The sequence below is a fragment of the Corynebacterium sp. NML98-0116 genome (genome assembly GCF_001767255.1).
GTDB lineage: Bacteria > Actinomycetota > Actinomycetes > Mycobacteriales > Mycobacteriaceae > Corynebacterium > Corynebacterium pseudogenitalium.
Genome location: NZ_CP017639.1, coordinates 2291079 through 2314830, shown reverse-complemented (window position 1 = coordinate 2314830; position 23752 = coordinate 2291079). Strand labels below are relative to the sequence as shown.

General features: G+C 59.2%; 21 protein-coding genes. 5 read left to right on the top strand and 16 right to left on the bottom strand.

All coding sequences use genetic code 11. The annotated features are described in order from the left end of the window. Positions 1-200 precede the first annotated feature (200 nt). The 3 genes from BJP05_RS10620 to BJP05_RS10610 are packed head-to-tail and all read left to right on the top strand — an operon-like array spanning position 201 to position 3957. Complete coding sequence (locus BJP05_RS10620; protein WP_371440802.1) at positions 201-1145, top strand: methylenetetrahydrofolate reductase; 945 nt, start codon at positions 201-203, stop codon at positions 1143-1145. Beyond that, on the top strand, positions 1142-3394 hold the full coding sequence (gene metE / locus BJP05_RS10615) for a 5-methyltetrahydropteroyltriglutamate--homocysteine S-methyltransferase (protein WP_070363360.1): 2253 nt from the start codon (positions 1142-1144) through the stop codon (positions 3392-3394). The genes BJP05_RS10620 and metE overlap by 4 nt, the downstream gene beginning before the upstream one ends. Before the next feature lie 41 nt (positions 3395-3435). Next, on the top strand, positions 3436-3957 hold the full coding sequence (locus BJP05_RS10610; protein ID WP_070363359.1) for a peptidylprolyl isomerase: 522 nt from the start codon (positions 3436-3438) through the stop codon (positions 3955-3957). Between the two features lie 531 nt (positions 3958-4488). Here the strand turns inward: BJP05_RS10610 and BJP05_RS10605 are convergent. The 3 genes from BJP05_RS10605 to BJP05_RS10595 form a co-directional block, all read right to left on the bottom strand. Then, positions 4489-4671 (bottom strand): hypothetical protein, encoded by a 183-nt coding sequence (locus tag BJP05_RS10605; protein ID WP_070363358.1) that lies wholly within the window; start codon positions 4669-4671, stop codon positions 4489-4491. Continuing rightward, positions 4664-5209: a hypothetical protein gene (locus BJP05_RS10600; RefSeq protein WP_145945284.1), complete on the bottom strand. Its 546-nt coding sequence runs from the start codon at positions 5207-5209 to the stop codon at positions 4664-4666. The genes BJP05_RS10605 and BJP05_RS10600 overlap by 8 nt, the downstream gene beginning before the upstream one ends. A gap of 325 nt (positions 5210-5534) precedes the next feature. Further along, complete coding sequence (locus tag BJP05_RS10595) at positions 5535-6758, bottom strand: hypothetical protein (RefSeq protein ID WP_084028639.1); 1224 nt, start codon at positions 6756-6758, stop codon at positions 5535-5537. Here BJP05_RS10595 and BJP05_RS11505 point away from each other — a divergent pair. Beyond that, complete coding sequence (locus BJP05_RS11505; RefSeq protein WP_240492761.1) at positions 6744-6914, top strand: hypothetical protein; 171 nt, start codon at positions 6744-6746, stop codon at positions 6912-6914. The two genes, BJP05_RS10595 and BJP05_RS11505, sit on opposite strands and share 15 nt — an antisense overlap. A gap of 93 nt (positions 6915-7007) precedes the next feature. Here the strand turns inward: BJP05_RS11505 and BJP05_RS10590 are convergent, their stop codons facing one another. Beyond that, entirely contained in the window at positions 7008-10394 is a 3387-nt protein-coding gene (locus tag BJP05_RS10590) for a DEAD/DEAH box helicase family protein (RefSeq protein ID WP_070363356.1), read from the bottom strand. A gap of 159 nt (positions 10395-10553) precedes the next feature. Between BJP05_RS10590 and BJP05_RS10585 the strand changes: the two genes are divergently transcribed. Further along, on the top strand, positions 10554-11936 hold the full coding sequence (locus BJP05_RS10585) for an RNA-binding domain-containing protein (RefSeq protein ID WP_070363638.1): 1383 nt from the start codon (positions 10554-10556) through the stop codon (positions 11934-11936). Between the two features lie 85 nt (positions 11937-12021). On the opposite strand, the gene BJP05_RS10580 is transcribed toward BJP05_RS10585, so the two are convergent. From BJP05_RS10580 to BJP05_RS10525, 12 genes are all read right to left on the bottom strand, one after another. Beyond that, positions 12022-12606: an RloB family protein gene (locus tag BJP05_RS10580; RefSeq protein ID WP_168156208.1), complete on the bottom strand. Its 585-nt coding sequence runs from the start codon at positions 12604-12606 to the stop codon at positions 12022-12024. Continuing rightward, entirely contained in the window at positions 12593-13975 is a 1383-nt protein-coding gene (locus tag BJP05_RS10575; protein WP_070975474.1) for an ATP/GTP-binding protein, read from the bottom strand. The genes BJP05_RS10580 and BJP05_RS10575 overlap by 14 nt, the downstream gene beginning before the upstream one ends. An 82-nt stretch (positions 13976-14057) precedes the next feature. Next, a complete protein-coding gene (locus BJP05_RS10570) occupies positions 14058-14600 on the bottom strand; it encodes a winged helix-turn-helix domain-containing protein (protein ID WP_070363354.1) in 543 nt (180 codons plus the stop codon). A 260-nt stretch (positions 14601-14860) separates the two neighbouring features. Further along, positions 14861-15103, bottom strand: a complete 243-nt coding sequence (locus tag BJP05_RS10565) for a CopG family transcriptional regulator (protein WP_005292604.1) — start codon at positions 15101-15103, stop codon at positions 14861-14863. Between the two features lie 88 nt (positions 15104-15191). Then, entirely contained in the window at positions 15192-15554 is a 363-nt protein-coding gene (locus BJP05_RS10560) for a DoxX family protein (protein WP_005292602.1), read from the bottom strand. Next, positions 15551-16126 (bottom strand): TetR/AcrR family transcriptional regulator, encoded by a 576-nt coding sequence (locus tag BJP05_RS10555; RefSeq protein ID WP_005292598.1) that lies wholly within the window; start codon positions 16124-16126, stop codon positions 15551-15553. The genes BJP05_RS10560 and BJP05_RS10555 overlap by 4 nt, the downstream gene beginning before the upstream one ends. Before the next feature lie 62 nt (positions 16127-16188). Next, positions 16189-16578, bottom strand: a complete 390-nt coding sequence (locus BJP05_RS10550; RefSeq protein WP_005292595.1) for an NUDIX domain-containing protein — start codon at positions 16576-16578, stop codon at positions 16189-16191. A 20-nt stretch (positions 16579-16598) separates the two neighbouring features. Beyond that, positions 16599-17783: an Nramp family divalent metal transporter gene (locus BJP05_RS10545; protein WP_070363637.1), complete on the bottom strand. Its 1185-nt coding sequence runs from the start codon at positions 17781-17783 to the stop codon at positions 16599-16601. A 172-nt stretch (positions 17784-17955) separates the two neighbouring features. Beyond that, on the bottom strand, positions 17956-18909 hold the full coding sequence (locus BJP05_RS10540) for a nucleotidyl transferase AbiEii/AbiGii toxin family protein (RefSeq protein ID WP_240492760.1): 954 nt from the start codon (positions 18907-18909) through the stop codon (positions 17956-17958). Then, a complete protein-coding gene (locus tag BJP05_RS10535; protein WP_070363353.1) occupies positions 18809-19864 on the bottom strand; it encodes a type IV toxin-antitoxin system AbiEi family antitoxin domain-containing protein in 1056 nt (351 codons plus the stop codon). Before BJP05_RS10535 ends, BJP05_RS10540 begins: the two co-directional genes overlap by 101 nt. Before the next feature lie 1097 nt (positions 19865-20961). Further along, entirely contained in the window at positions 20962-22083 is a 1122-nt protein-coding gene (locus BJP05_RS10530; RefSeq protein WP_168156207.1) for a restriction endonuclease subunit S, read from the bottom strand. Between the two features lie 12 nt (positions 22084-22095). Continuing rightward, positions 22096-23610 carry a class I SAM-dependent DNA methyltransferase gene (locus BJP05_RS10525; protein WP_070363351.1) on the bottom strand — a complete coding sequence of 505 codons (1515 nt, stop codon included), beginning with the start codon at positions 23608-23610 and terminating at the stop codon, positions 22096-22098. Between the last annotated feature and the right edge of the window lie 142 nt (positions 23611-23752).

The following is a 23752-nucleotide window of genomic DNA, read 5'->3' as shown; positions in this document are numbered from 1 at the left end:
GGGCTGCACCGACATGTGCCCCCACAGTCCGCGCGAAGTAGACCAAGCGGTTCAGTTTTGGGAAATATTATTCACATTTCGCAGGTCGCTGACCTGTGACAATGCATCGCGATACGCAAAAGTAGTTGTGCACCCTTGCGGCCAGTCTTAAATTTCATTGCACCCCATCAACAGGAAGCAACAGAAGGCAGGTGAGTCAGGTGCGGCAGGCAACGTTGGAAACGCGGATCTCCGCGTCGGCACCGTTGGACAGCATCGAGGAGGAGCTCGCGCCACGCACGCAGCGGGCACGCACGGCACTCAGCTTCGAGGTGATCCCACCGCGTCACAGCGTCGACTCCGCCAAGCTCGACGCCCTCATCCAAGGGCTCGCCGCCTACCAGCCCGACTACGTGTCGGTCACCAGCTCGCACCGCAGCGACTGGTTGGAAGGCACCGCCCGCCTCATCGAGCGCATCGCGCAGACCACGAGCATGCGCCCCATCGCGCACCTCGCCTGCACCGCCGGCACGCCCGACGAGCTGCGGCAGTGGATCACCCAGCTTATCGACGCCGGCGTCCGCGGATTCCTCGCCCTTCGCGGCGACATCCCGGCCGGACTCGACCGCCTGCCCGACACACACCTGCAGCACGCAACGGACCTGCTCAACCTGATCCAGGACGTTGCCGACGCCCAGGCCTACCGCCTCGCGGCGGGCAAGCTCGCGCTGTCGGTGGCCTGCTACCCGCGGGGACACGCGGAGAGCACCAGCGACGACCAAGACCTGGACGTGTTGCTGGCGAAGCAGCGCCTCGGTGCCGACTTCGCCATCACGCAGCTGTTCTTCGACGCGCAGGACTATCTCAGCTTCGCGGAGCGTGCCCGGCTCGCCGGGGTGCGCATCCCGCTGATCCCCGGCATCATGCCGATGACCAGCGTGAACCGGGTGCGCAGGATGGGTGAGTTGTCCGGTGTGGCACCCCCGGTGGACGTCATCAAGCAGCTTGAAGCGGCGCGGACACCGGAGGAAGAGCACCAGATTGGCATGCGACTCACCGTTGCATTAGCGCGCACGATTCTGCAGGCCGGCGCCGGTGGCCTGCATGTTTACACACATAACGACTTAGCAGTAACACGTGAACTATTGAAAGGACTCAACCTGTGAGCACCGTAGCATTCCCCACCACGACCATCGAGGGCTACCCGAGGATCGGCGCGCAACGCGAACTGAAGCGCGCCCTGGAGTCCTACTGGTCCGGGCAGATCGACGCGGACACGTTCCGCTCCACGACGCGCGCCCTGCGCATCGATACGTACAACCACCTGCGTGACCTCGGTCTCTCCGAGCCCTACGCCATCCCGGCGGACGTCGCCCTCTACGACCACGTCCTGGAGACCGCGCTGACCGTCGGCCTCGTCGCCGGCGGCACCGACCTTGACGAGGAGTTCGCGCTTGCTCGCGGCACCGCCACCCGCGTGCCGCTGGAGATGACCAAGTGGTTCGACACCAACTACCACTACCTCGTGCCCGAGGTCGCCGCTGGTCAGGAGATCACGCCGGTGCCGGACCGCATCGTGCGCATCGTGGAGGAGGCCCGCGAGGCCGGCCACCAGGTTCGCCCGTACCTCGTCGGCCCGGTCACGCTCCTCGCGCTGTCGAAGCCGGTGGAGTGGTCCCTGCTCCCGGTCCTCGTCGAGGCATACGCCCAGGTCTTCGCGGCGCTGCGCCAGGCCGGTGTGGAGTGGGTCCAGGTCGCCGAGCCGATCGTCGTCGCTGACGTTGACACCCCGGATACCGATATCGCGCGCTACCTGGGTGAGGCATGGTCGACGCTCCTCGGCGCCGACGCCCGCCCGAACGTCTACCTGACCACCCCATACGGCGCCGCCGACGCCGCCCTGCCCGTCCTCGGCGAACTGAAGCCCGAAGCCCTCCATGTGGACCTGTCCCCATGGACCCTGCAGGCCACCCCTGACTACGTCGAGCAGGTCCGCACCCACGTCGCGCCCGAGACACTCCTCGTCGCCGGACTTATCGACGGCCGCAACGTCTGGGCCGCCGACCTCGCCGAACGCACCGAAATCCTCACCACCCTCGGCGCCACATCGGTGACCACGTCCACCTCGCTGCAGCACGTGCCGCACACCCTCAAGGCCGAGCGCAACCTGCCCGTGGACGTCGCCACCTGGCTCGCTTTCGCCGACGAGAAGATCGCCGAAGCCCTCGCCCTGAGCGCCGGCCCGCAGGCCGCGGAGGTCGCGTTCGCCGCATCCGCCCGTGTGGCGCGCACCCGCGCGGAATCCCCGCTGCGCCACGACGAGGTCGTCGCCAAGCGTCTTGGCACTCTTCCTGCAGGTCAGGTGCAGCGCCAGCCGCTGTTCGCCGAGCGCCAGCAGGCCCAGCGCGAGTCGCTCAACCTCCCCAGCTTGCCGACGACCACCATCGGCTCCTTCCCACAAACCCCCGAGATCCGCCAAGCCCGCGCCGCACACCGCAACGGCACGCTGAGCGACGCTCAATACAAGGAAGCGCTGCAGCAAGAAATCAAGCAGGTCATCGAACTGCAAGAAGAAATCGGCATCGACGTCCTCGTCCACGGCGAAGCCGAACGCAACGACATGGTCCAATACTTCGCCGAACTCCTCGACGGCTTCGTCGTCACCGAAAACGGCTGGGTCCAGTCCTACGGCTCCCGCTGCACCCGCCCACCAATCGTCTACGGCGACGTCTCCCGACCAGCCCCAATGACCGTCGAATGGGCCACCTACGCCCAATCCCTCTCCAACAAGCCGGTCAAGGGCATGCTCACCGGCCCAGTCACCATCCTGGCCTGGTCCTTCAAACGCGACGACGTCCCCCTGTCCGTCTCCGCCGACCAAATCGGCGCCGCCCTCGCCGACGAAGTCCGCGACCTCGAGGAAGCCGGCATCAGCATCATCCAAATCGACGAGCCGGCCCTGCGCGAACTCCTCCCACTCCGAGCCAAGGACCGCCCGTCCTACCTCAACTGGGCCGTCCGCTCCTTCCGACTCGTCGCCGTCGACGCCAAGCCGACCACCCAGATCCACACCCACCTCTGCTACTCAGAGTTCGGCCAGATCATCGACGCAGTCGCCGGCCTCGACGCCGACGTCACCTCCATCGAAGCCGCCCGCTCTCGCATGGAACTGCTTGCCGACATCGACGAGACCTTCCACTCCGAAATCGGTCCCGGCGTCTGGGACATCCACTCACCACGCGTCCCTTCCGTCGAGGAAATCGTCGAACTGCTCCAAGCAGCACTGCGTCACGTCCCAGCCGAACACCTCTGGGTCAACCCCGACTGCGGCCTGAAGACGCGCAAGTATGAGGAAGTGGAGCCCTCGCTACGCAACCTGGTAGCCGCACGCGACGCGGTGCTCGCCCAGCGCTAACACCGGACGAGGGGCGTGGAGGGTCGTGTACGCTGTACACCATGACTCAAAAGACGCAGACAATGACGTTCCATACCAACCACGGCGACATCAAAGTCGACCTGTTTGGCAACCACGCCCCACACACCGTTGACACCATCACCGGCCTGGCGAAGGGCACCCTCGACTACTCCACCAAGAACGCCTCCGGCACCACCGAAGGCCCCTTCTACGACGGCGCCATCTTCCACCGCATCATCCCCGACTTCATGATCCAGGGCGGCGACCCAACCGGCACCGGCACCGGCGGCCCAGGCTTCCAGTTCGCCGACGAGTTCCACCCAGAACTCCAGTTTGACCGCCCATACCTGCTGGCCATGGCAAACGCCGGCCCAGGCACCAACGGTTCCCAGTTCTTCATCACCGTCGCCGAGACGCCGTGGCTGAACAACCGCCACACCATCTTCGGCGAGGTCACCGATGAGGCTTCCCGCAAGGTCGTCGACGAGCTTGCCAACGTCCCGACCGGCCGCATGGACCGCCCCGTCGAGGACGTTGTGATCAACTCCGTCACCGTGGAGTAGCTTTATTTTTTGTCTTAGGCCCCGCCTTTTTGGTGGGGCCTTTGGCGTTCTTAGGTCTCGAGTGCCGTGAGTGCCAAAGGACGCACCCCTAAACATCCAGCCCATTGCTGACCAGGCACTATGTCGGTGCTACTTTTCGGAATTGCGTCCTTTGGCACTCAAGTGCCCGGGACGCGCACCACATTCCCATCTTGCCGAATCGCGACCTGGGAAAACGCCGAGCGCCCCGCGAAAACCAGGAATTTGGTGCGCAGGGAAGAGGTGCCTGCACCACATTCCCTCGCTTTGAGTTGGCCAAGTTGTAAAAGCCTAGATCGGTGACGGCTAGTCAGCCAGCTGGAGTGAATGTGTTCGGGCAGAGCAAACAATTGTGTGCAAAAATATTTGCATTTATCCTGCAAGGAAACACTACTCATACTAGGAGAAGCCCCGTGAAACGTTTTAGAACCGCTGCTTGTGGCTGTGTTTGATGGTCGCATGGATCACACTCGGTCTTTTAACCTATGTGTGGAGCCCTCCGGGCAACACCATCTATATCGGATAAATGCCTAGAATCCGCTGCCATAAGGGCCGGTTCTGACGTGCTTCGAGTTTCTTGGCATACTCTTGCAAATCACGGCTAGCTTTCGCCTGTGTCATTGGCAACTGCTCGATCATTCGTTTATGGGACTCGGTCAGTGGATACTTCCGCTCTGCCATTGCCTGATTAGTCATCAGCAGACTCCTTCCTATCCCTGTTATGACCTAGTACGGATAATAGTAACAAAATCTCTAGGTCTGAAACCCAGTTCTTCGAAGTAGTACCCGGCGAAAAGGTTGAATTCTTCGGGTTAAATTTATTGTCGTATTCAAGAATAGCCCGAGTAAACCCGATATCTTCTGAAGACTTCAACCCTGACTCCAGCATTGGGGTCAAAAAATGCCAACCTGCATTCTGCTGAGCGGGATTTTCTGCAAGTGTCATATCGATTGCCCACTGAACACGTTCGTAGTACGCAGAGCGGTCATTAGCATTTGATTTCTGCGACAGTGACTTGGTGGCGATACCTAGCGTAAGTACGGCGGCTGCGGCAGCAGGTATCGCTCCTCGATATGAAAATATCGTCGCAAGCGATTCCTGCCAGGGCTTTTCCCAGAAGAGCACCAACCCCCAGTGCACCATGGCAAGGAATAACACGAAAGCAACGAGCAGAGCGGCAATGACTTGCGCGTTATTCCATTCGGCCCTGAAATTAATGTTCATTTTTCGCACGAGAATAAGGCTATCACTCAGATTCCTCCTGCTCAGATGGATTCCACAGTCCTCACATTTACAAGATTTCAAGATCTGTCCCGGACCGGTTGAGAGGTGAGACTGGGGTGGAACTCCCCGAAGATACGGCCAATAGCCCTGGAAAACGGCTAGACCCCCAAATTCCGCATGTGCGGTGGAGGTCTGCAACGCCAATTTAGCATCAATCTGCGTTCTGATGTTTTTATAGCCGGGGCCTGCACCACATTCCCGCTTTTCAGCAGCCCAATCTGCAAAAGCCCAGGTCGGCTAGGGCGTATGAGGGAATTTGGTGCAGGACCAACTCTTAGAAACTCCCCGACCCGCCAGCGGCCGTGAACCCGGAGCTGAACGTCGTGTTCACACCCGAAGAGGAGGAAGAAGCAGCCGAGTTCGCGGCGGCGACGTTGGTGTTGTGCCAGGATTGCATCGCAACGAATGGGATGTAGGTGGGGTACCAGTAGTCCTTGTCGTAGATGGCTGGGGTGGTGAGTTTGTGACGGTCTTTGACGTCGCTGAACTCTTTGTCTTTGACGGCGTCGAGGACGATTCGGTAGTCGGAGAGGAGGCGGAGGTAGTCGTCGAGGAAGGTGGGGCTGGCAGGGTCCGCATCCAGCTGCCGGACGCGCTCCTCCAAGGAGACGAGTTCTTGGCGGAGGGTGGCGTCGTTAATTGAGGTGCGGGCTTTGGTGATGTCCCTGCTGAGGCGCGCGAGGTCGGTGCGGCGGGCGGTGGCGTCGCCTTGTTCGATGTTGAAGAGGCGGTTGATGTTGTCTTCGGCGTGGCTGGTGTGGGTGAGGGTTTCGGCGGCGTCGGCGAGTTGTTTGCGGGCGCGGTAGGCAGCGGCGTCGTCGGAGATGGGGATGCTGCTGATGCCGCCTGCGCCGGAGACGGTGTCGTGGAGTTTGAGGAAGCGGTCGCGGACGTCGCCCCATTGACGACGCAGCTCCGCATCGGCAAACGCGCTGGTCAAGGAGTTGGCGCGGACGTCGATGCCGTCGAGGCGCCCGGCGAGGTCGGCGTATTCCTTGGTCACGAGCGAGTAGTCCGCCCGCGCCTGCTCGATCAATCGGCGGCGCCGGTTGCGCAGCGCGACGCCTGTGCCGCCAACAACGCCTGCCAACACGCCGGATCCCACACCGGCGCCGATGCCGCCCCCAATCCGGTCGTCGACTGCGGACTCGTAACGCTCCTGCTGCAGGCCGGCGGTGTCCATGGCCAGGCTCGCGCCGGCGAACAGGGCGGCGGGGACGTTGTTGCTTTGTAGTCCGGGGACCATGGCGTCGATAACTGAGGAGACGCGCGATGATTCGCTGTGGAGGTCGAGGACGTCGGCGACGTCGTCGGCGGCGAAGATGGAGTGGTGGCGGTGCGCCATGTCCACGGCGAGGACGAGGGTGCCGTCGCGGAAGCCGTGTTTGTCCAGGATGTCGTCGGGGTAGTGGGCGCGGAAGTATTCCTCGATGGTGTCGTTGATGTTGTCGCGCGTGTTTTCGGCGTTGTTGAACGCGAGGATGTGGATGGTGCGCACGACTTCTGGGTGGTCGATGCGCTGGAGGTTCTGCTCGAGTTGCGCCTGGTCAGCTGGGTGAGTAGGCCGTCGGGGTTGGTCAGCTGGAGGTGTGGCGCCTCGGCGGTGGTGGCGATGGCGTACTGCGCCGGGTCCGGCTCGTCGATGGCTGCGTAGGTGCCCGCGCCGACGCCTCCGCCGATCAGCAGTGCCGTCGCTCCAATGCTCAAAACTTGTGACCATGTGCTCATGGTCGCGATTTTATCGAAGCTACCCGGCGGTCGGCATGGCGGTGTTGTTGAGCTGCTCGAGGCTGTCGCGAAGTTGCAGGACTACGCCGACGTTCTCGTGGAAGATGTCCATGATGGAGCCGTTTTCGTCGAAAGGCGGTTGGGTGAGCTCGTGGGCTTCGACGACGCCGTTGCGGATCACCTCGCTGACGACGGTGTTGAGGAACGTGCGCTGCACGGAGTTGAGGTCGGTGGAGTGCAGCAGTTCCTCGAAGTGCGCTTCGACGGCGGCTGCGTCCATCCCGACGACTTCGCGCAGGAAGAGGCCGAGTTTGGCCTGGTGGGTGTCGGCGAGTTCGGCGGCGCCGTCGACGTGGGCGTTGAGCAGCAGCTGGCGTAGTTCGTCGAGGTCATGCGTGCTGAGTTGTTGCGCGTTGCGGAGTTTGCGCAGCGCCAGGCTGGTGGTGTTGCCTTCGAGTGCGCGGCGGAGTTCTTCTTCGACGACGGAGCTTTCGCGCTGGGTGCCGCCGGTAGCCTGGAGCGTGCTGTGTTCGAGTTCGCCGAGTTCGTCTTCGAAGTCGGTGATCACTACGACGCGCTGCGCTTTGTCGAGGAAGACGGTCAGCCCGCGCACGGTTTTGCGGACCAGTTCGAGGTCGCTGTAGGTCACGCCGTCCCACCATTGCGGGCCGGCGAGCGCTTCGAGGAGCGCCGCGTTGTTGGCAACGGTGGGGATGTTGGTTTTCTGCAGCAGCGCCTCGGCGATGCCGACGACTTTCTCTGCGAGCACGTCCCAGTCGCCGCGCTCTTCGAACAGTCCGAGTTCGAGCTGGTACATGAGGTAGTCGAAGCGCCGGGCTTGTTCTTTGTCGCCGGTTGCGGCGAAGGGTAGTGGCGCGAGTGCGGTGACGGCTTGTTGGTGGGTGTCGGCGTCGGCGGTGAGCCAGGGGGTGGCGTCGCTAAATCGTTCGAGGTAGGCGCGTGCTTCGGTAGGCACGAGGATGCTGCGGTGGGGCACGCTGCGCACGGCGTCCGAAAGATGCTTTGCGACGTCCCCTCGCACTTCATCCGTGGCCGTCAGCAGTAGGCGCGCGCGGGTGGTGAAGCTGCGCTGCGACAGCGAGATCTGGTGCGAGCCTTCCGTGGTGTTGGTGGTGCCGCTGAATTGGCGCACGTTGTCGCAGTAATCGAAGATGTAGAAGCAGGTCTTGTCGACGCCGGGGCCGAACAGGTTGGGGCGCAGGCGGGTCCCGCGGCCGACCATCTGCCAGAACTTGGTGGGGGAGTAGACGGGTTTGAAGAAGACGAGGTTGACGACCTCGGGGACGTCGATACCTGTGTCGAGCATGTCCACGCTGATGGCGATGTCCAGGCCGGAGTCGGGCTGTTTGAACTCGGCGATGAGTGCTTCCGCGTTGTACACGCCGTGGGTGATCACCTCGGCGCGGGTGGCGGTGGTGGGGAAGATGGCCCGGTATTCGTCGGCGATGAGGTCGGCGTGGGCCTGGTTGCGGGCGAAGATGATGGTCTTGCCCAGCCGGTCCGCACCGTCGACCTTCAACCCCTTGTCGATGACTTGGCGCAACACCTTCCGGATCGTGTCCCGGTTGAGCAGCTTCGCGTTGATCTCGGCGGCGTTGACTTCCTGGGGTGCGGAAAGTGGGTCGCCGTGTTCGTCGACACCCCATTCGGCGTTTTCCCACTCCAGCTGCTGCTCGGGGGTGAGTTCGCCGTAGGAGATGCCGCGGCGCATGAAGGTGGTGCTGCCGGAGAACACCTCGTAGGGCACAAGGTTGCCCTCCTCGATGGCGCGGCTCAGGCTGTAGTAGCCGGTCGGGGTGTCGGGCTCGCAGCCGAAGAAGGTGTAGGTGTCGTGGGAGAGGTTGCTGCGCGGGGTGGCGGTCAGCCCGACGACGAGGGCGTCCAGGTAGTCGAAGATGCGCCGATAACGCTGGTAGATGGACCGGTGGGCCTCGTCGACGATGATGAGGTCGAAGTCGAAGGAGTTGAAGCGCTGGCCTTCGCCGATCATGCCGATCATCGTCTGGTACGTGTTCACGTACACCTGGCCCTCGCCGGCGGGATTGGTGGTCAGGTTGACGGGCACGGCCTCGGCGAGGTGCTCATTGAACGCCGCGTGCGCCTGCGTGACCAGCGCTTTTCGGTCGGCGAGGAAGAGCACGTTGCGGATCCAGCCGGCCTCCAACAGCATGGACACGGTAGCGATGGAGACGCGCGTCTTGCCCGTCCCCGTCGCCATGACCAACAGCGCGCGGCGCTTGCCCTTGCCGAACGCCTCCGCCACGGACTGGATCATCTCCAGCTGATAGGGCCTACCGGCGATCTCGGTGATGGTGGCGCTGTGTGCGCTGAGCGGTTGGCGCTTGTCGCGCCGGGCGATGAGCGCCTCCATCGCGCGCACTGTTGGGTAGGACTCAATAGTGCGGGTTTCGTAGCCGACACCGCCCGGCAGGTCGGCGTCCCTGTCCCAAAAGCGCACCTCGTACCCGGTGGTGTAGAAGATCAGCGGCACACGTCCCGTCGCGTTGCCGATGGCGTCGGCGTAGATCGCGGCCTGCTGGCGGCCGTCGTTAATGCTGCGGCTGGCCTTCTTCGCCTCCACAACGGCGATCGGCACACCCTGTGTATCCAGCAGCACATAGTCCACCTTCATGCCCGCCACCGGGTACTCCTCGATGAGCGTGCGGCCGCGGACAAAGCCGGCCTCCTCCAGCATCGGCGTGATGATGTCACGGCGCGTCTGCGCCTCATCCACCGCCAACTGCGGCGCCGGCGGCGTTAGCTTCTCCTGCTGCTTGCGGATCTGCTCCCGCAGCTTCGCAATCTCCTCCTCATACCCCGCAGCCTTTTCCAGCTCCCGCTGCTGCGCCTCATCCAGCTGCAGTTTGTACAGGTCAGCCTGCTCCCTCGCGGACTTCTCCTTCGCCGCCAGCGCCATCATCTGCCGCTGGTTCAACGCCGCCTGCCGCGGTGCCTGCTTCAAGATCTCGACGTCAAACGGCGCAATCCCCCGAATCGTCTTCCCCGAGAAGTGCGTAGTTGCGAACACCATCACGTCATACAGGTGCTTCAGCGCCTGCAGCGCCTCATCGCTGGTGATGTGCGCTTCGCTGTGCACCGCGGTGTTGCCGGCCTTGCGCAGGATGTGCATCTTGGAACGGATCGTCTCCGACAGCAGGCGCGAGAAGTCCGGGTTGGTCAGTGTATCGAAGATGTTGGACTGTTTCTCCAGCCCATTCAGCGCCGCGATATGCCCAATGACCTGCTCTAACACGAACCGGGATTGGAACATCGACGCGCGCGGGTTGGTCAGCGCGGCATCCTCCGCATTGCGACACTCAATAATGAGCTGGGGCCATGCTTGCCCAACGAAGCCAAAGTTGGACGGACGTGGAGTGATGCTCACCTGATCGCCTTTCTTCCCGGTGCGCTCGTTCGCCTGCGCGTTATTCTATACCGTTGCGTTGTGGCTCGAAACCTACTCGAAACATGCTCGAAACGGATTTACATGTTTTGACCTGGGTATATCACTCTACTCGAAATCGTTTCGAGTAGAGTGATCCACATGAATACTGCGGTAAAGGTTGATGAGTTACTTACGCGCCCCGAAGATCAGTGGTTTGAGCGGAAATCGTTTCGTATTAAACCGAAGGATCTTGCGAAGGCGATTATCGCGTTTGCCAACGCCGAGGGCGGGGTCATCGCTGTCGGTATCACTGATCGACAATTCGATGGGTTGCCTAGCGCACGGCAGGACAACGACTTACGACAATCGGCGTTTGATCACACCGATCCAACGGTTCGAGTCGAGATCGAGAGCCTTCGCATTGATGACGCCACTTCTGTATACCTATTCCATATTTTGCCTAGTGAGCGTGTACATTATTCCAATTCGGGGGAGTGCTTCCTGCGCATCGGGGATGAAACGAAGCAGCTGGGCCCCGACGGCATTTTAGAGTTGCGGTATTTGAAGGGGGAGCAGCAGTTTGATGCAATTGTTCCACCACGTGCTGAGCCTGGAGACCTCGATATGGCGCAGGTCGAGCGGTATGCGGAGGCGATTGGTTCGGCCTCGGCCCAAGATGCGTTGAGGGCGCGAAACTTGGTAGATAGGGTCGGCAACCCGCGGACAGCAGCATTGTTGCTTTTCGGAAAACATCCGCAGGAGTTCTTTCCAAACGCTCATGTTCGTGTGGTCCAGTTCAATGACATAGATCGGTTGCCGGGTCATGGTCAGCAAATTCTTTACGACGAACGCTTCGACGGCACCCTGCCAGAACAGATTCAGCAGGCCAGAACTGCGATTAGCAAGATTCTTCCAAAAGTGCGCCGTCTTGTGGGCAGTGGGCTTTTTGAAGAGGAGGATTTGATCCCGCCGGATGTGTGGCTAGAGGGTTTGGTGAATGCGGTGATCCACAGGTCTTACAGTATGGCTGGGGATCACGTCAGGTTCGAGATCTATCCTGATCGGGTTGAGGTGTCTAGCCCTGGCAGGTTCCCTGGCTTGGTGGACCCGTCGAAACCCGAAGCAATTGCGAGGTTTGCAAGAAACCCGTTGATTGCGCGTGGGACTGCTGAGTTGCGGATTGGGCAGGAGTTGGGGGAAGGGATTCGACGAATGATCGCTGGTATGCGAAAGGCGAGTTTTGCAGACCCAGTGTACCGGCAGACAAGTGGCAGTGTTGTCTTGACATTGAAGGCAGTGCAACGCCTCGACGAGTCGCTTCGTGCGGACTTGCCGCGCTACTCAACAGAGGTGCTTGCAGCCTTGCAGGCAAGCCCACATCCCTTATCGACGGGCCAAGTGGCCAACGCCCTTCACCTCTCGAACCCTCCCGTCCGCCGTGCTCTGCAAGCACTCCGGGACGCTGGACTCGTGCAGTGGAACGGAAGCGGTTTGAGGGATCCTCGCGCAACATGGTCAGCGGTCAGCCCGCTGCGTTACTGATACATGACCAACGAACAAAAGTTCCCCACGGGTGCGTGGGGAGGTTTGTGTGGCCCTCTAGTTAGTCATTACTTTTGCATCGCTTCTATAAGGTACGGGATTGAAGATGACGGGCATGGCCCTTTTGCATTGGTGCATTGGGGCGCATTTCGGTCCAGTGGCGTTTTGCGCGTGCCGTTGCCTCAGGGTATCTCTCGACTGGGAACGTTACCCCGAGTTCTTTCGCATTGCGGCCTGTGAGATAGCGTTCCTTTTGCAGTACATCGGTCATTTTCTTCGCGTCGCTCCCGCCGTCGTAGAGGTGCCAATACAGCCACTGCTCAAATTGAGGGTTCGTTACTGCGACTGAGATATTGCTCTTTTGTGCGAGCTGAAGAACATCACCCAGGGTGGTGTGTTGGTCACAATCGACGACTAGGAACGCGCGGTCAAAGTTGTCGGACTTCAGATGGTTCTCGCATGTATCAAGAACTCGCTTGGGTTCTCCCTTACTAGGTACAACCTTGATGTCCGTGGCCACGTCGTTGGAACGCAGAATTTGTGCGAGCCTTTGGAAGTAAACTTGCTCAGACTTTCCTTTGTCGCCTTCTACAACAATCAGAAGCCGACTTTTCAGCTTCCGCTTTGCCCTGCTCTTGGGCTTTCTGGGTGTACCTTTACGCGCTGCCACGTTCCCCATTTTCTTGCCCCCGTCGTGTAGGTGATAGTTCTTCAACAGCACTTCGCATTAAACCTGGTAATAGATACGGTAGCGCGCCGAATCGGCCTTCCAGGTATTGCTTTGCAAGATTTGATGCCGGTTTCAAATCGCGGAAGTCCTGCAAGTTATAGAGCGTACTTGCACCAGAGCTGTCTTTTTCGGTGAACCAGACTTGCTCTTTCGTCAGGTTCGCAGAAGACTGCGGCTGGAGCAGGGTTACGTCATGTGACGTGAAGATCAGTTGGGCCCCGTGTGGGTTTGTATCTTGATCTTGGAACAGTGCGACGATTGCTTCGGCGAGAATGGGGTGGAGGCTGGTATCCAGCTCGTCGACGCAAAAAATTGTGCCGTCGCGGAGCGCTTCTAAGATGGGAACGGCCATGGCGAGCCATGCCAACGTTCCGGATGATTCATCGCGCATGAGAAAGCCGGCGTCGGCGGATTCGTTGCCATGGTGATAAAACCGCAGTGTTCTGTTTACGAAGTCGTGGTCGATCAGACTTTGGCCTGATAGAGCTTTCCCGGTCGCCTTCAGGCCCCGTGCCGCAGATCGCTCGAGAATCTTGCGTATTTCCGGGGGTAACTCTCGTTCATCTACATCAATTCGCGTGATTCCGATATCCGCTACTGCTGCGAGTGTGGTGAGTACGTTCAACGGAATTCGTTCATCGGCGATATCCGCCGCAATTCGGTCGAGGCGTTGCCGCCGGGCACTGTCGCTGATGTCGTAGAAATCGACGCCAGCGATAATGCTTCCCACAAACGACTGCAGTTTGTCGTGACCTGCAACGTAGCCACGGGAGAGCACAAGTTCTCGCGGGGCTGGAGATATACGTGGTCCCAGATACTTATGCCAGCTGGTTATGCCTTGTTCGGCGTCTCTTTCCAGAAGTCGTGTTGGGCGGGAGGAGAAATAACCAAGCAGCAGCTCGTGTTCAATGCGGTTCGCGGAAATGGAGAATTCGTAGTGATATCGAATTTCTCGGGCCGCAAGCTCCGGGCCGCCAATGCCACCGGTTAACGTGAAATCGAGTGCAAAGAAGCTGGGGGAACGTACAGAGTCCTCATCTAGCTTGAATGGAGATCGACGATTTTTCTGAAATTCAAGCCATCTGCTTGCAGAGCATTGGATTGCCTCCATTGCATAGCGCATTGCGTCGAGTACCGCCGTCTTTCCTGACGCGTTGGGTCCAAAGATGGCTGCAACCGGTAGAACGGCATCGGCCCAACTCTCACCTTGACGAGGAACTGCGGTGCGCCAGGAGCTGCGCGTCATTTCCAGCGCAAACTCATCACGGAAGCTACGGTGATTCTCCGCAATAAAGCTAAGCAGTCTCATGGAAGTAAGTTTAGGTGAGAAAAGCTCATTACGGGAAAAAATTTCCCCAGAAAGGCTTAATAAAGAAAATGATGCGGTTTTACTAACTCACCGATTGCACAATCCTGTACACCGTTGCTCGGTCGCCTTGGCCACCTTCCATGGTGACGATGCCCTCGCGAAGCAGTGGCGCGAGTCCGTAGCGCACTTGGCCTGTGGAAAGTCCGGTATTGGCTGCCAGTACGTTCACGGTGATACCGCTACCTGTCGCGGAGAGTGCCTGGTAGATCCGGGGTACGTTCTTGCCCAAGGCTTGGAGGTTGACCAGTAGGTCTTCCTCGGTCGGGGAGAGTCGGGTATTGGAGCCTATGTCTTCCAGCCGGGCATCGTGTTCTGCGCTGGAGCGGGAGCCTCGTGGGAACAGTACGGTGAATTGGACGCTGGTGTTGATGAAGCGGGGCGTCGCTACGCGTGATTCGCGGCAGGAGGTGATCGCTTCGCGGGTGCCGCCGCCTTCGTCAGCGTGGTTGTCCGCGCGGCGGAACCCCGCGACAGCTTGTGCGCCCCGCGGACAGTTCGACCTGTAGGCAGAGGCCGCCCGGGGTGTCCGCCCCGCCGTCCGCGGAACTTTGTGACAACCCGACACTCCGTTTCATGTGAAACATAACTGGTCTGGGAGCAAGCAACAGTTTTACACTTTAACAGTATGGTTTTTGAAGTTTCACACTTTGATGACCTGCATGTTTAGCAGTTTGAATAGTGGGAAGCCCTCCTCAGTGCAAGCCCGTTGCCACAACATCCAGGAGTCCAATTGTTTCATGCCGATTTAGAGCACTACTTAGCCATTGTTGAGCGGGTTTATGTTGCGGTGCAGCGGAGTGGAAGGCATAAACGAGAATGTTGACATCAGGAATGATCATCGAGTACCGCCCACACAGCTTCTTTGTTGCTGAGATCAACTAGAGCCGGTCCGCCGCAATCGAAGGAGGGCAGGTTAACGGGGGTGTCTTCGGTACTGATGCGGGCTTCCTTCTTGAGGGCAGCGCGGACCGCCTCTTCGACGTATGAGCTCAAAGTGACATTGTTGGCTTTGGCTTGGACCTTCGTTTCTTCAAGGAGTTTCGGCGGGAGGTTTATCGTCGTGCGCATACCTTTAGGGTAGAAAGCATCAAGTCATCATTCAAGAGGTGCAATGATGTATCTGCCTTCAGGAAGCCGTGAAAGGTTGACTGGTGTCTTAATTCAGTGCGAGCGTCAGGATCAGTACTCCGATGGAGAATGCGAGCATGCCTAAGCAGTTGATCCAGAATGCGCTACCGAGGAAGTGGGCGCGGACATGGGCTGCTGCGGCCGCGCAGAAATAGGCGATGACTCCAATCATGGCTGTGATTCCTACGCCGGGGAACCAGAGGCCGGCAATGAGTCCTACGGCGGCGAGGCACTTGATGACAATGAGCGCCCACCACCAGTCCTTGGGGAGTTTGACGCCGCTGAGGCAGGCTTCGATGAAGGGGACTGGTTTGAGGGAGAGGGCGGCGTCGCCAAGCAGAATGGCTGCTAGTAGAAGGGAGGGCCAGGCTGGGGAAGATTCTAGGATCATTGGGTTACTCCGAATGCGGTGTTGAGGCGTTCGATCGATGAGGCGGCTTGGGATGTGAGGTGCTCGGTGTCGTAGATTCCGGCGGCCCAGCCGATGAGTAAGCCGAGGTAGACGTTGTACAGCAGGTCGGCGTACTCGGCCGCATCGGCGCTGCTGAGCCTGGTGCCGAGTCGCAGGGTGATTTCATCGGTCAGGAGCGTTTTGAGTGCGGTGAGCGCTTCGCCTTGATTGCCTTGTTGGATGAGTGCTGCGCCAAAGGCGCGGGAGAGCTCTTCGTGGCCGGTAAACATCTGGAGGAAAGGTCTCAGGACATCGAGAAGGCTATCGGATTGTCCCCGGATGTCATCGTGGAGTTCTGAAATGTGTTGGCCAATGGTGCGGATGAGCAGCGTTTGTTTGTCGCCGACTCCCATGACGGTTCCCACGCTAACGCCAGCTTCGGATGCGATAGTCCGGATGCTGGTGGTGGCGTAGCCCTGAGTGAGGAAGAGTTCGTAGGCGGTGGCTAGGACCTTGCTGACGGTGCCAGCTTTGGCGGCCGAGCGCGATGAGTGAACGTGTTCAGTGAACATGTTCAAAAGGGTAGCTCTTGATGGTTTCGAGGTCAATGACGCCGAAGTGTTGACAGTTGGCGCTAGGCCAGCGTGGGGAAGACGCGGTCGCGCAGCAGGTGTGCAAGCTCGCGGTCGGGGGCTGCTGGGTTGACCCAGGCGGTGTCGCCGATTTCGGCGGCGGCATGGGGTTCGTCGGCGGTGACGGTGCGGGTGTAGGTGAAGATGGTGCCGACGACGACCTCGCCCGGTTCGTTGGCGGCGGGAGCGTCGAAGGTGCCGAGTTTGTTGAGGCTCTCGGCGTCGAGGGTGAGGCCTACTTCTTCGGCAACTTCGCGCAGGGCGGCGTCGACAAGCGCCTCGCCCGCCTCGGGCTTGCCGCCGGGCAGTTGGTACTTGGTGGAGGACTTCTTGCGCACGGTAAGCACGTGGCCTTGTGGGTTGCGGATGACGACGGCTGCTACTTCAATCATGGCTGCTGATTGTAGGCGGCCTAGAGCAGCGGCAGGAGCACGAGGGCGAGATTGAGTGCGATGACCAGCGCGGCAAGCGTCCAGCCCACGGCCATAGACCAGGGTTTCGCGGCGAACTCACCCATGACGTCCCGGGAGCCGGCATAGCGGAAAAGCGGGATGATGGCGAAGGGGATGCCCAGGGAAAGAAGTGCCTGGCTGACCACCAGTGCCATAGTGGGGTCGACCCCGCAGCCGATGATGACCAGCGCCGGGATGAGCGTGACCAGGCGGCGGACTAGTAGGGGGACCTTGATGTGAAGCAGGCCGTCCATGATTTCGGAGCCGGCGTAGGCGCCCACTGACGTCGAGGCGAGGCCGCTGGCCAGCAGGCCGATGGCGAAGAGAACGCCGGCCAGCGGGCCGAGGTGGCTGGCAATCGCCGTGTGGGCCCCGGAGATGGTCTCTGTGCCGTCCACGCCGTAGAGGGCCGAGCCCGCCAGGACCAGCAGGCCCACGTTGACGAGCCCGGCGATGGACAGCGCCACGGCGATGTCCGCGCGGGTGCCGGCCAGCACGTGGGGGATTTCCAGGTCGGGGTAGCGCTGCTTGGTCAGGGAGGAGTGTAGGTAAATGGCGTGCGGCATGACGGTGGCGCCCAACATGGAGGCGGCCAGCAGGATGCTGTCCTTGCCCTCTAGGCGGGGGATGAGGCCGCCGGCCACGTCGGCGGGGTCGGGCGGGGCGATGGCGAGGCCGGCAAGGAAGCCGATGCAGATGACCAGGAGCAGGCCGATGACAAGCCCCTCGAACCACTGGTTCTTCTTCTGGAAGATGAGGAGAATGATGGAGACCGTGCCGATGATGAGCGCGCCCGCGAACAGGGGGAGGTTGAAGAGGAGTTGCAGGGCAATGGCGCCGCCGATGACTTCGGCGAGGTCGGTGGCCGCGGCGATGAGCTCGGCCTGGGCCCACATGCCTAGGCGCGCGCGGCGGGAGAGACGCTCGCCCATGATTTCCGGCAGGGAGCGGTGGGTGACTAGGCCCAGTTTGGCGGAGTGGTACTGGATGAACATGGCCATGAGGTTGGCCACGACGAGTACCCACACCAGGAGGTAGCCGTAGTGGGAGCCGGCGCTGATGTTGGCGGCTACGTTGCCGGGGTCGACGTAAGCCACTGCAGCAACGAAGGCGGGGCCGGTGAGGCTGATTAAGGTCTTACGCATAGGCATCTCCATACCAAAAGTTCAACTACTTGAAGTCTAGTTTTCATCGCCATATGTTCAAGCACGCAAAAAGTTTTGCACTTTCACACTTTGGTTTTGCACTTTGGCAATGTGCGTTTGGTGCAGTTGGTTGAGGAAGAGTGAACACCCTCAAGCGGATATCCGGCGCTGGCTATTGTGTCCAGGAAAGTGTTGCGCTGTTCCAGGTTGTGGTCAACGTATGGAGTTCATTGTTCAGAATGGGGTCAATGAGGAGTGCAGCAACCCGAAGGGCTTCATCTAGAATCAAGAATTCTTTTCGTATTTCGTTGCCAAATTTCTTTGCGGCTTTCGGGTACCGATCTGCCCACGTTGCATCAGGGATATTGAGATTTGTTGGGAGAGTAACGCCTCGGATTTGTTGCTGTGAGTTGAGAGCGTCGCGGAGTTCAGCAGCATTGAGCTGTGTTGTTGGCGGAAGCTCTGAAGCTAATAGCGCAATGTCGTAGAGATCGTGATAGCGTGTCGACGCTTTGCCCGGAGGTGTGTCGCCGTGTATCTCATACATTGCGCAGACTTTATCTGCGATCTGGTTTGCGATGGGGTACGACGTGACTTGGAAATGTTCTGGAAGATAAGGTGTCTGGACGTCGTAACTTGAAGCTACGGTGACTGATTCCACTTCACTAGTGACCTCAAGGTCACCACTGACGTCGATGGAAAACTCAATGAAGCGGTTGCTGCTACCTAAGCCGTAAGTGACTGTAACTTTGAGGCGTTTGCTGTCTATCGTGCCGATTCGTTCCGCCTTGCCATTGCTCTTTTCCACTTGAAATGTATAAGGGCCTACTCGGTGCTTGTTCATTGTCGCGATGAGGCTGTCAGCGGCTTTTAAGGCTGAGGTAGGGGCATATTGCCGAAATAGGTCGAGGTCTTTTGTCTGCCGGGCGCCTGGTATTCGGCAGTAAATGTTGGTGCCCCCTTTGAGCACCCAACCGTCGTTTAGGCGCATGAGTTCATGAAGGAACACCTCACGGAAAAACTGGTTATATACGTCGTTTGGCTTCTTTCCGGCGTGGCTTGCTTCCTTCTTCAGTGCTGAAACGATCTGACCGTGGCGCTCCCTTTGTTTTTGAGGTTGTGGCACAGGATTCTCCTTGAGGTTTTGCTGTGTGGGATGGGGGAAGAGGGGTGGACAGCCAGAGGGTCTTCAAACCTTCACTGTGCACGATCGTTTCGGCTAATTGTTTATGTGTTGCTTCGAGCGCATGGGCAGTAGCTGCTCTGCCAGCGAGCATGTTCTGGAGTGCCTCTTCTACATTGCTGCTGTGAAAGTCGGTTTGAAGTGGCATCTTTGCGGCGAGCGCCTTTAACTCTTCAGCAAATGGCTCGAGCGCCTTGGCGACAGCTCTTTGGATTTGCTCTTCCGAGATTGCCGCGGGAACAGGTGGAAAGCATTCTTTCCAAAGCATACGTAGCCCCTCCTGATCACCTTTTGGCAGGCCGAAAGCTGTTTCGTTTCCAGCAAAAGCGCTGAGTAGCTCAGGTTCTTGCAGTAATTGCTTTTCGCTCGCATCTGCGATGAGATCAAGGAGATGTTGGGGTTCATGTCCGTCTAGTGCGAGGTCCACGATGGTGCGAGCTGCAGTTGTGATGGGGAGGTTGTGTTCGGGGTGCAGGGTCCATTCGTGGTCGTCGAGTTTGTTTCGATGAAACTGGACTTCTGGTTGCCTGCTTTGGCGTCGACGGTTGACGGTGAAGTGGATTCCATCGGGCCAGAGGTCACCGATGCCCCAGAGTTCAGCAGCGGTGGTGTGGGAGATGACGGATTCGGACGCCAATGTAGGGTCGTGGACCCGGTCAGCGGCCATCATCTCGGGTCGGAGTGCAAGCCATTGTGCTTTGACGTCTAACGCTGGACTCATCATGGTGCCGACGGTCGCATAAACCCCATGTCGAACTCGGATGAGTCCACCCCTCATCTCTAGTCGGGAGAGAGTCAAGGGCGTTACTCCTTCTGCGCGTGCTTGTTTTGCCGTGCACAGTCCCCACTGTTGGGAAGCGATCTCCCCGATGATCTCCAACGATTCGGCGGCATCCATACTTCAAAAATTACCATATAGGATAGTTTTGCAGCACGGAGATTTCATAACTCCTGCGAAACTATCAGTCGGGTTGCCGCCTCCTCATCCCATGAGCTGCAGGATGTTCGCGGCTATTTCGTCCGCGCGGCGGACACCTTGACGGGTTGCTGCAACGAAACTCGCTGGTCGCGATGGTGCCGCGGACAGCGGAGGCGCGATGGTTCTTATCGACGCCTCTTCGATCAACCACGCTTACCTTTAACACTCATGATCCAGTTTCCAGGTGAACTGTGATTATTTGTCCGCGCCGCGGAATCCAGCGACTACCTGTCCGCCCCGCGGACACCCGAATACGATCCCACTGTCCGCCCCGCGGACAGTTCGACTTGGAAGCCGAGGTTTTGCAGAGTGTCCGCGGCGCGGAACTCTGCCGCAACCCCGAAGCCACATTCACCGGTGGCAACCTGTCCGCCCCGCGGAAAGTCGGTGTGGTTGCCTGTCCGCGCGGCGGACACCTTGACGGCTTCACGCCGGGAAAGTTGCTGGTAGATGAGGTGCCGCGGACAGTGGAAGCAGCGATTACTTTCTTATTGACGCCCTCTCCGTCCCACCACGCTAACCACCAACAACATGACCCGGCTTCCGGGTGAGCGGTGAAGATCTGTCCACGCGGCGGAATCCAGTGACGACTTGTCCGCCGCGCGGACATTCGGAACGCGTGAGCTGTCCGCCCCGCGGACCCTTGCACCAACTGCGAAGCCGCATGCACCGATGGGAACCTGTCCGCCCCGCGGAAAGCCGGTGTGGTTGCCTGTCCGCGCGGCGGACACCTCGACGGGTTTACGCCAGGAAAGTCGCAGGTAGTGGCTGTGCCGCGGACAGTGGAACCTTGAGGATTGTCCGCCCGCGGAATAGACCCGAGGCGTTTGTAAAAGAGACCTACAACATTGTCCGAGATGCGACCGGGTGGAAGATAGTCCAAATGTAATTCTGCGTATGGCTCGAAACGTACTCGAAACGAACTTTCAAGTCGTGAAAAGCGCAAAACAATCTACTCGAAACCGTTTCGAGTAGATTGCCAAGTGGTCTTTAACGAGTCCTTTTATCTGTCAGCTCTAAAGCTCTCTCGAGAAAGCCCGAGAGGAAAGGGAGGTGTAGAGCTCTCGGAGCAGTGTCAATTTACTGCTGCGAAGTGCTCGCTGGTGAAAAGCCGTCCGGACTTGATTTCCAACTGTTGTTTGCAGAGCTGCGTCGACATCTGGAATTTCAACGGACAAAAAATTAGTTTGCGAAATGTTCTTCATGCTTCCGCCGCTACCGGAAGATGCCTTACTAATCGCATTCCGTGTAAGTGGGTGCTGCAGACATGCCCATAGGAAGAAAGGGTCGACCGAGTCCTTCGTGACCAAACGCCACAACTTATCCGGCAACAGCAAATTCTCATAGGGTTGATCCACGATTGCAGACGCCCCCACCAGTTCGGTGGTGTTGGCTCGAGAAACGAGTAGGTCCCCTTCTTGTACTCGGTGATGCTCAGGGGGTTCGTAGCTCGGGTCCAAGGGTTTCGACTCTTCTGGTTTGAAGTACCCGCTAGTGGTCGAGCTAATTTTGAGGACACGTGGCCCTCCAGGCGTTGAATGCTCTTTGAGGCTTTTCCCGGAGACAATTCTCTCTACGTATTCTCCAATCGGGACAGTTCGGTTCGTTTCTGGTGCCAGATTTTTGATCAGTGTTTCTAGCTTTGAAATGGACTGCTCTTCAGCGCGGATCGCCTCCTCTACCGTTTCCAGAATTGTCGCGATGCGCTGCTGCTCCTCCAGAGGAGGCAGAGGGACCTTGATCTCCAAGAGGTCGCGGTTGTTGATCCTGGGAAGGTTGATCCCGTTAAGATGCCTTTTGATTTGAGCAAATGCGAAACCGCTAAGTAAGAAATGCAACAGGTAGTGGGTATCGTCGCCGTTAATCATGCGGAGGATAGTGATGTCACCTGAGCACGTGCCCGGCGCAGATGCAATAGCAGCTTTGCGGAGATTGGGCCGGAGACGTCCAAACAGAATGTCACCGGACTCGAATACGGGCTTTCCGCCTTTAAGCGAAAACGCATCGGCACGACTGTTTCCTAGAATTCCGCCACCGGTTTTGAGGTGTTCCAATCCAAAGTATGGTGTCGCAGGGTCGAGGTTTTCTCCCGGCACTTTCTTGGTAACAACCTCGGCAACATCCCCCAGCTTCACCATCTCCCACCCCATCTAGATCAGCCCCTTGAGCGTGCTCATGGCGGTGGCGATTTGGGCGTCGAGGGCGTCGATGTCGGCGAGGATGTCCTGCGGGTCGCGGGTTTCCTCGGTTTCGAAGACGATTTCTTTGTACCGGTTCATCGACAAGTCGTAGTCCGCCTCGCGGATCTCGTCGACGGGGACGGTGAAGGATGCTTCGGTGCGGGCGCGGTCGCGTTCGGCGGTCTGGTTGTGGAAGCGAGCTACGACGTCGGGGAGGTTATTCAGGCGGAGCTGGGCGTCGTCAAGTGGAGTGGCGGGCCAGGGGCCGAGTAGTTCCTCGGCGAGCAGTGGGGTGCGTTTGTCGTCGAGGGAGCGCCCGTCGGCGGTGATGTCGTAGAACCAGATGTTGTCATTTTGGCCCGGCGAGTCGGTGCGGGTAAAGCACACGATGGCAGTCGACACACCGGTGTACGGCTTAAACGCGCCGGACGGCAGTTTGATGATGCCGTCGATTTTCTGGTTGTCCACAAGCTCTTTGCGCAGCGTCTTGTGCGCGCGCGTCGAGCCGAACAGCACCCCCTCCGGCACAACGACAGCCGCCCTGCCGCCCAGCTTCAGCAAGGTCAAAAACCTCGCGATGAACAGCAGCTCGGTCTTCTTCGTCTTTATCGACGCCAACTCCGGATCCAAAATGTCCTGATTAATCGAGCCCGCAAACGGTGGGTTGGCTAGCAACACGTCGAAGGCTTCAAGCTGTTCGGGGGCCAGTTCCTGCAGGGAGTCGAGGTAGGAGATGTTCGGGTCCGCGAAGCCGTGCATCACCATGTTCATTGCGGCGATGCGCACCATGGTGGAGTCGAAGTCGAAGCCGGTCAGGCCGTGGGCGAGGTACTGTTCGCGCTGTTGTTTGGTGGCGTTTTTGAAATCATCGCGCAGGTATTCGCTGGTGGCGGCGAGGAAGCCTGCGGTGCCGCAGGCTGGGTCGATGAGCCGGTCGGTGATCTTTGGTTCGGTCAGTGCCACGATCAGTTCGATGATGTGGCTTGGTGTTCTGAACTGTCCGTTCGTGCCGGCGGTGGCCAGTTTGGACAACATGTACTCGTACAAGTCGCCCGTCATGTCCTTATTGGAGAACTCCAGCTTTGCGATCATCGTCGCCACTGTTGTCAGTGTTGCCGGGTTCGGAATCAGAAACGCCGCATCCTTCATATGCGTAACAAACCCGCTGTCACGCGCGGCGCCGAGCTGTTTGATGTAGTCGAACCCTTCGCGGAACGCGGTAAAGCGTGCCTCCGGCGAATCGACGGCTAACAACTTGGAAAAGCGCAGGTGGTCGTGGGTGGCGTCGTAAAATAGTTGGGTGTCATCGGGCTTGCCGCCCAGTGTGTTGGCGAGGAACTCGGTTTGTGCTTGGCGCTCGTCGAGCTGGCGCATGAACAGCAGGTAGGTGAACTGTTCGATCACGGTGATCGGGTTTGAGATGCCGCCGGACCAAAAAGCGTCCCAAATGCGGTCTACCTGGGACTTTAGTGCGCCTGTAATCATGGCGTCATTCTAACAACCGTGCGGGACAGAAGATAGAACGGCTCGTGCACGGAGCTATCTTTTAAAAACCGCGATTTCTATAAGATAGGTGCGTATCGAGCAGCGCCTAAGTTCTGCTTTTCCAGATTTTCAGAAGATAGGG

Bases quoted from the DNA above. Each gene is read 5' to 3' on its own strand.
- BJP05_RS10610 (WP_070363359.1), top strand. From the start codon at position 3,436: ATGACTCAAAAGACGCAGACAATGACGTTCCATACCAACCACGGCGAC.
- BJP05_RS10605 (WP_070363358.1), bottom strand. From the start codon at position 4,671: ATGACTAATCAGGCAATGGCAGAGCGGAAGTATCCACTGACCGAGTCC.
- BJP05_RS10585 (WP_070363638.1), top strand. From the start codon at position 10,554: ATGAATACTGCGGTAAAGGTTGATGAGTTACTTACGCGCCCCGAAGAT.
- BJP05_RS10575 (WP_070975474.1), bottom strand. From the start codon at position 13,975: ATGAGACTGCTTAGCTTTATTGCGGAGAATCACCGTAGCTTCCGTGAT.
- BJP05_RS10565 (WP_005292604.1), bottom strand. From the start codon at position 15,103: ATGCGCACGACGATAAACCTCCCGCCGAAACTCCTTGAAGAAACGAAG.
- BJP05_RS10560 (WP_005292602.1), bottom strand. From the start codon at position 15,554: ATGATCCTAGAATCTTCCCCAGCCTGGCCCTCCCTTCTACTAGCAGCC.
- BJP05_RS10555 (WP_005292598.1), bottom strand. From the start codon at position 16,126: ATGTTCACTGAACACGTTCACTCATCGCGCTCGGCCGCCAAAGCTGGC.
- BJP05_RS10550 (WP_005292595.1), bottom strand. From the start codon at position 16,578: ATGATTGAAGTAGCAGCCGTCGTCATCCGCAACCCACAAGGCCACGTG.
- BJP05_RS10545 (WP_070363637.1), bottom strand. From the start codon at position 17,783: ATGCGTAAGACCTTAATCAGCCTCACCGGCCCCGCCTTCGTTGCTGCA.
- BJP05_RS10535 (WP_070363353.1), bottom strand. From the start codon at position 19,864: ATGGATGCCGCCGAATCGTTGGAGATCATCGGGGAGATCGCTTCCCAA.
- BJP05_RS10530 (WP_168156207.1), bottom strand. From the start codon at position 22,083: ATGGTGAAGCTGGGGGATGTTGCCGAGGTTGTTACCAAGAAAGTGCCG.
- BJP05_RS10525 (WP_070363351.1), bottom strand. From the start codon at position 23,610: ATGATTACAGGCGCACTAAAGTCCCAGGTAGACCGCATTTGGGACGCT.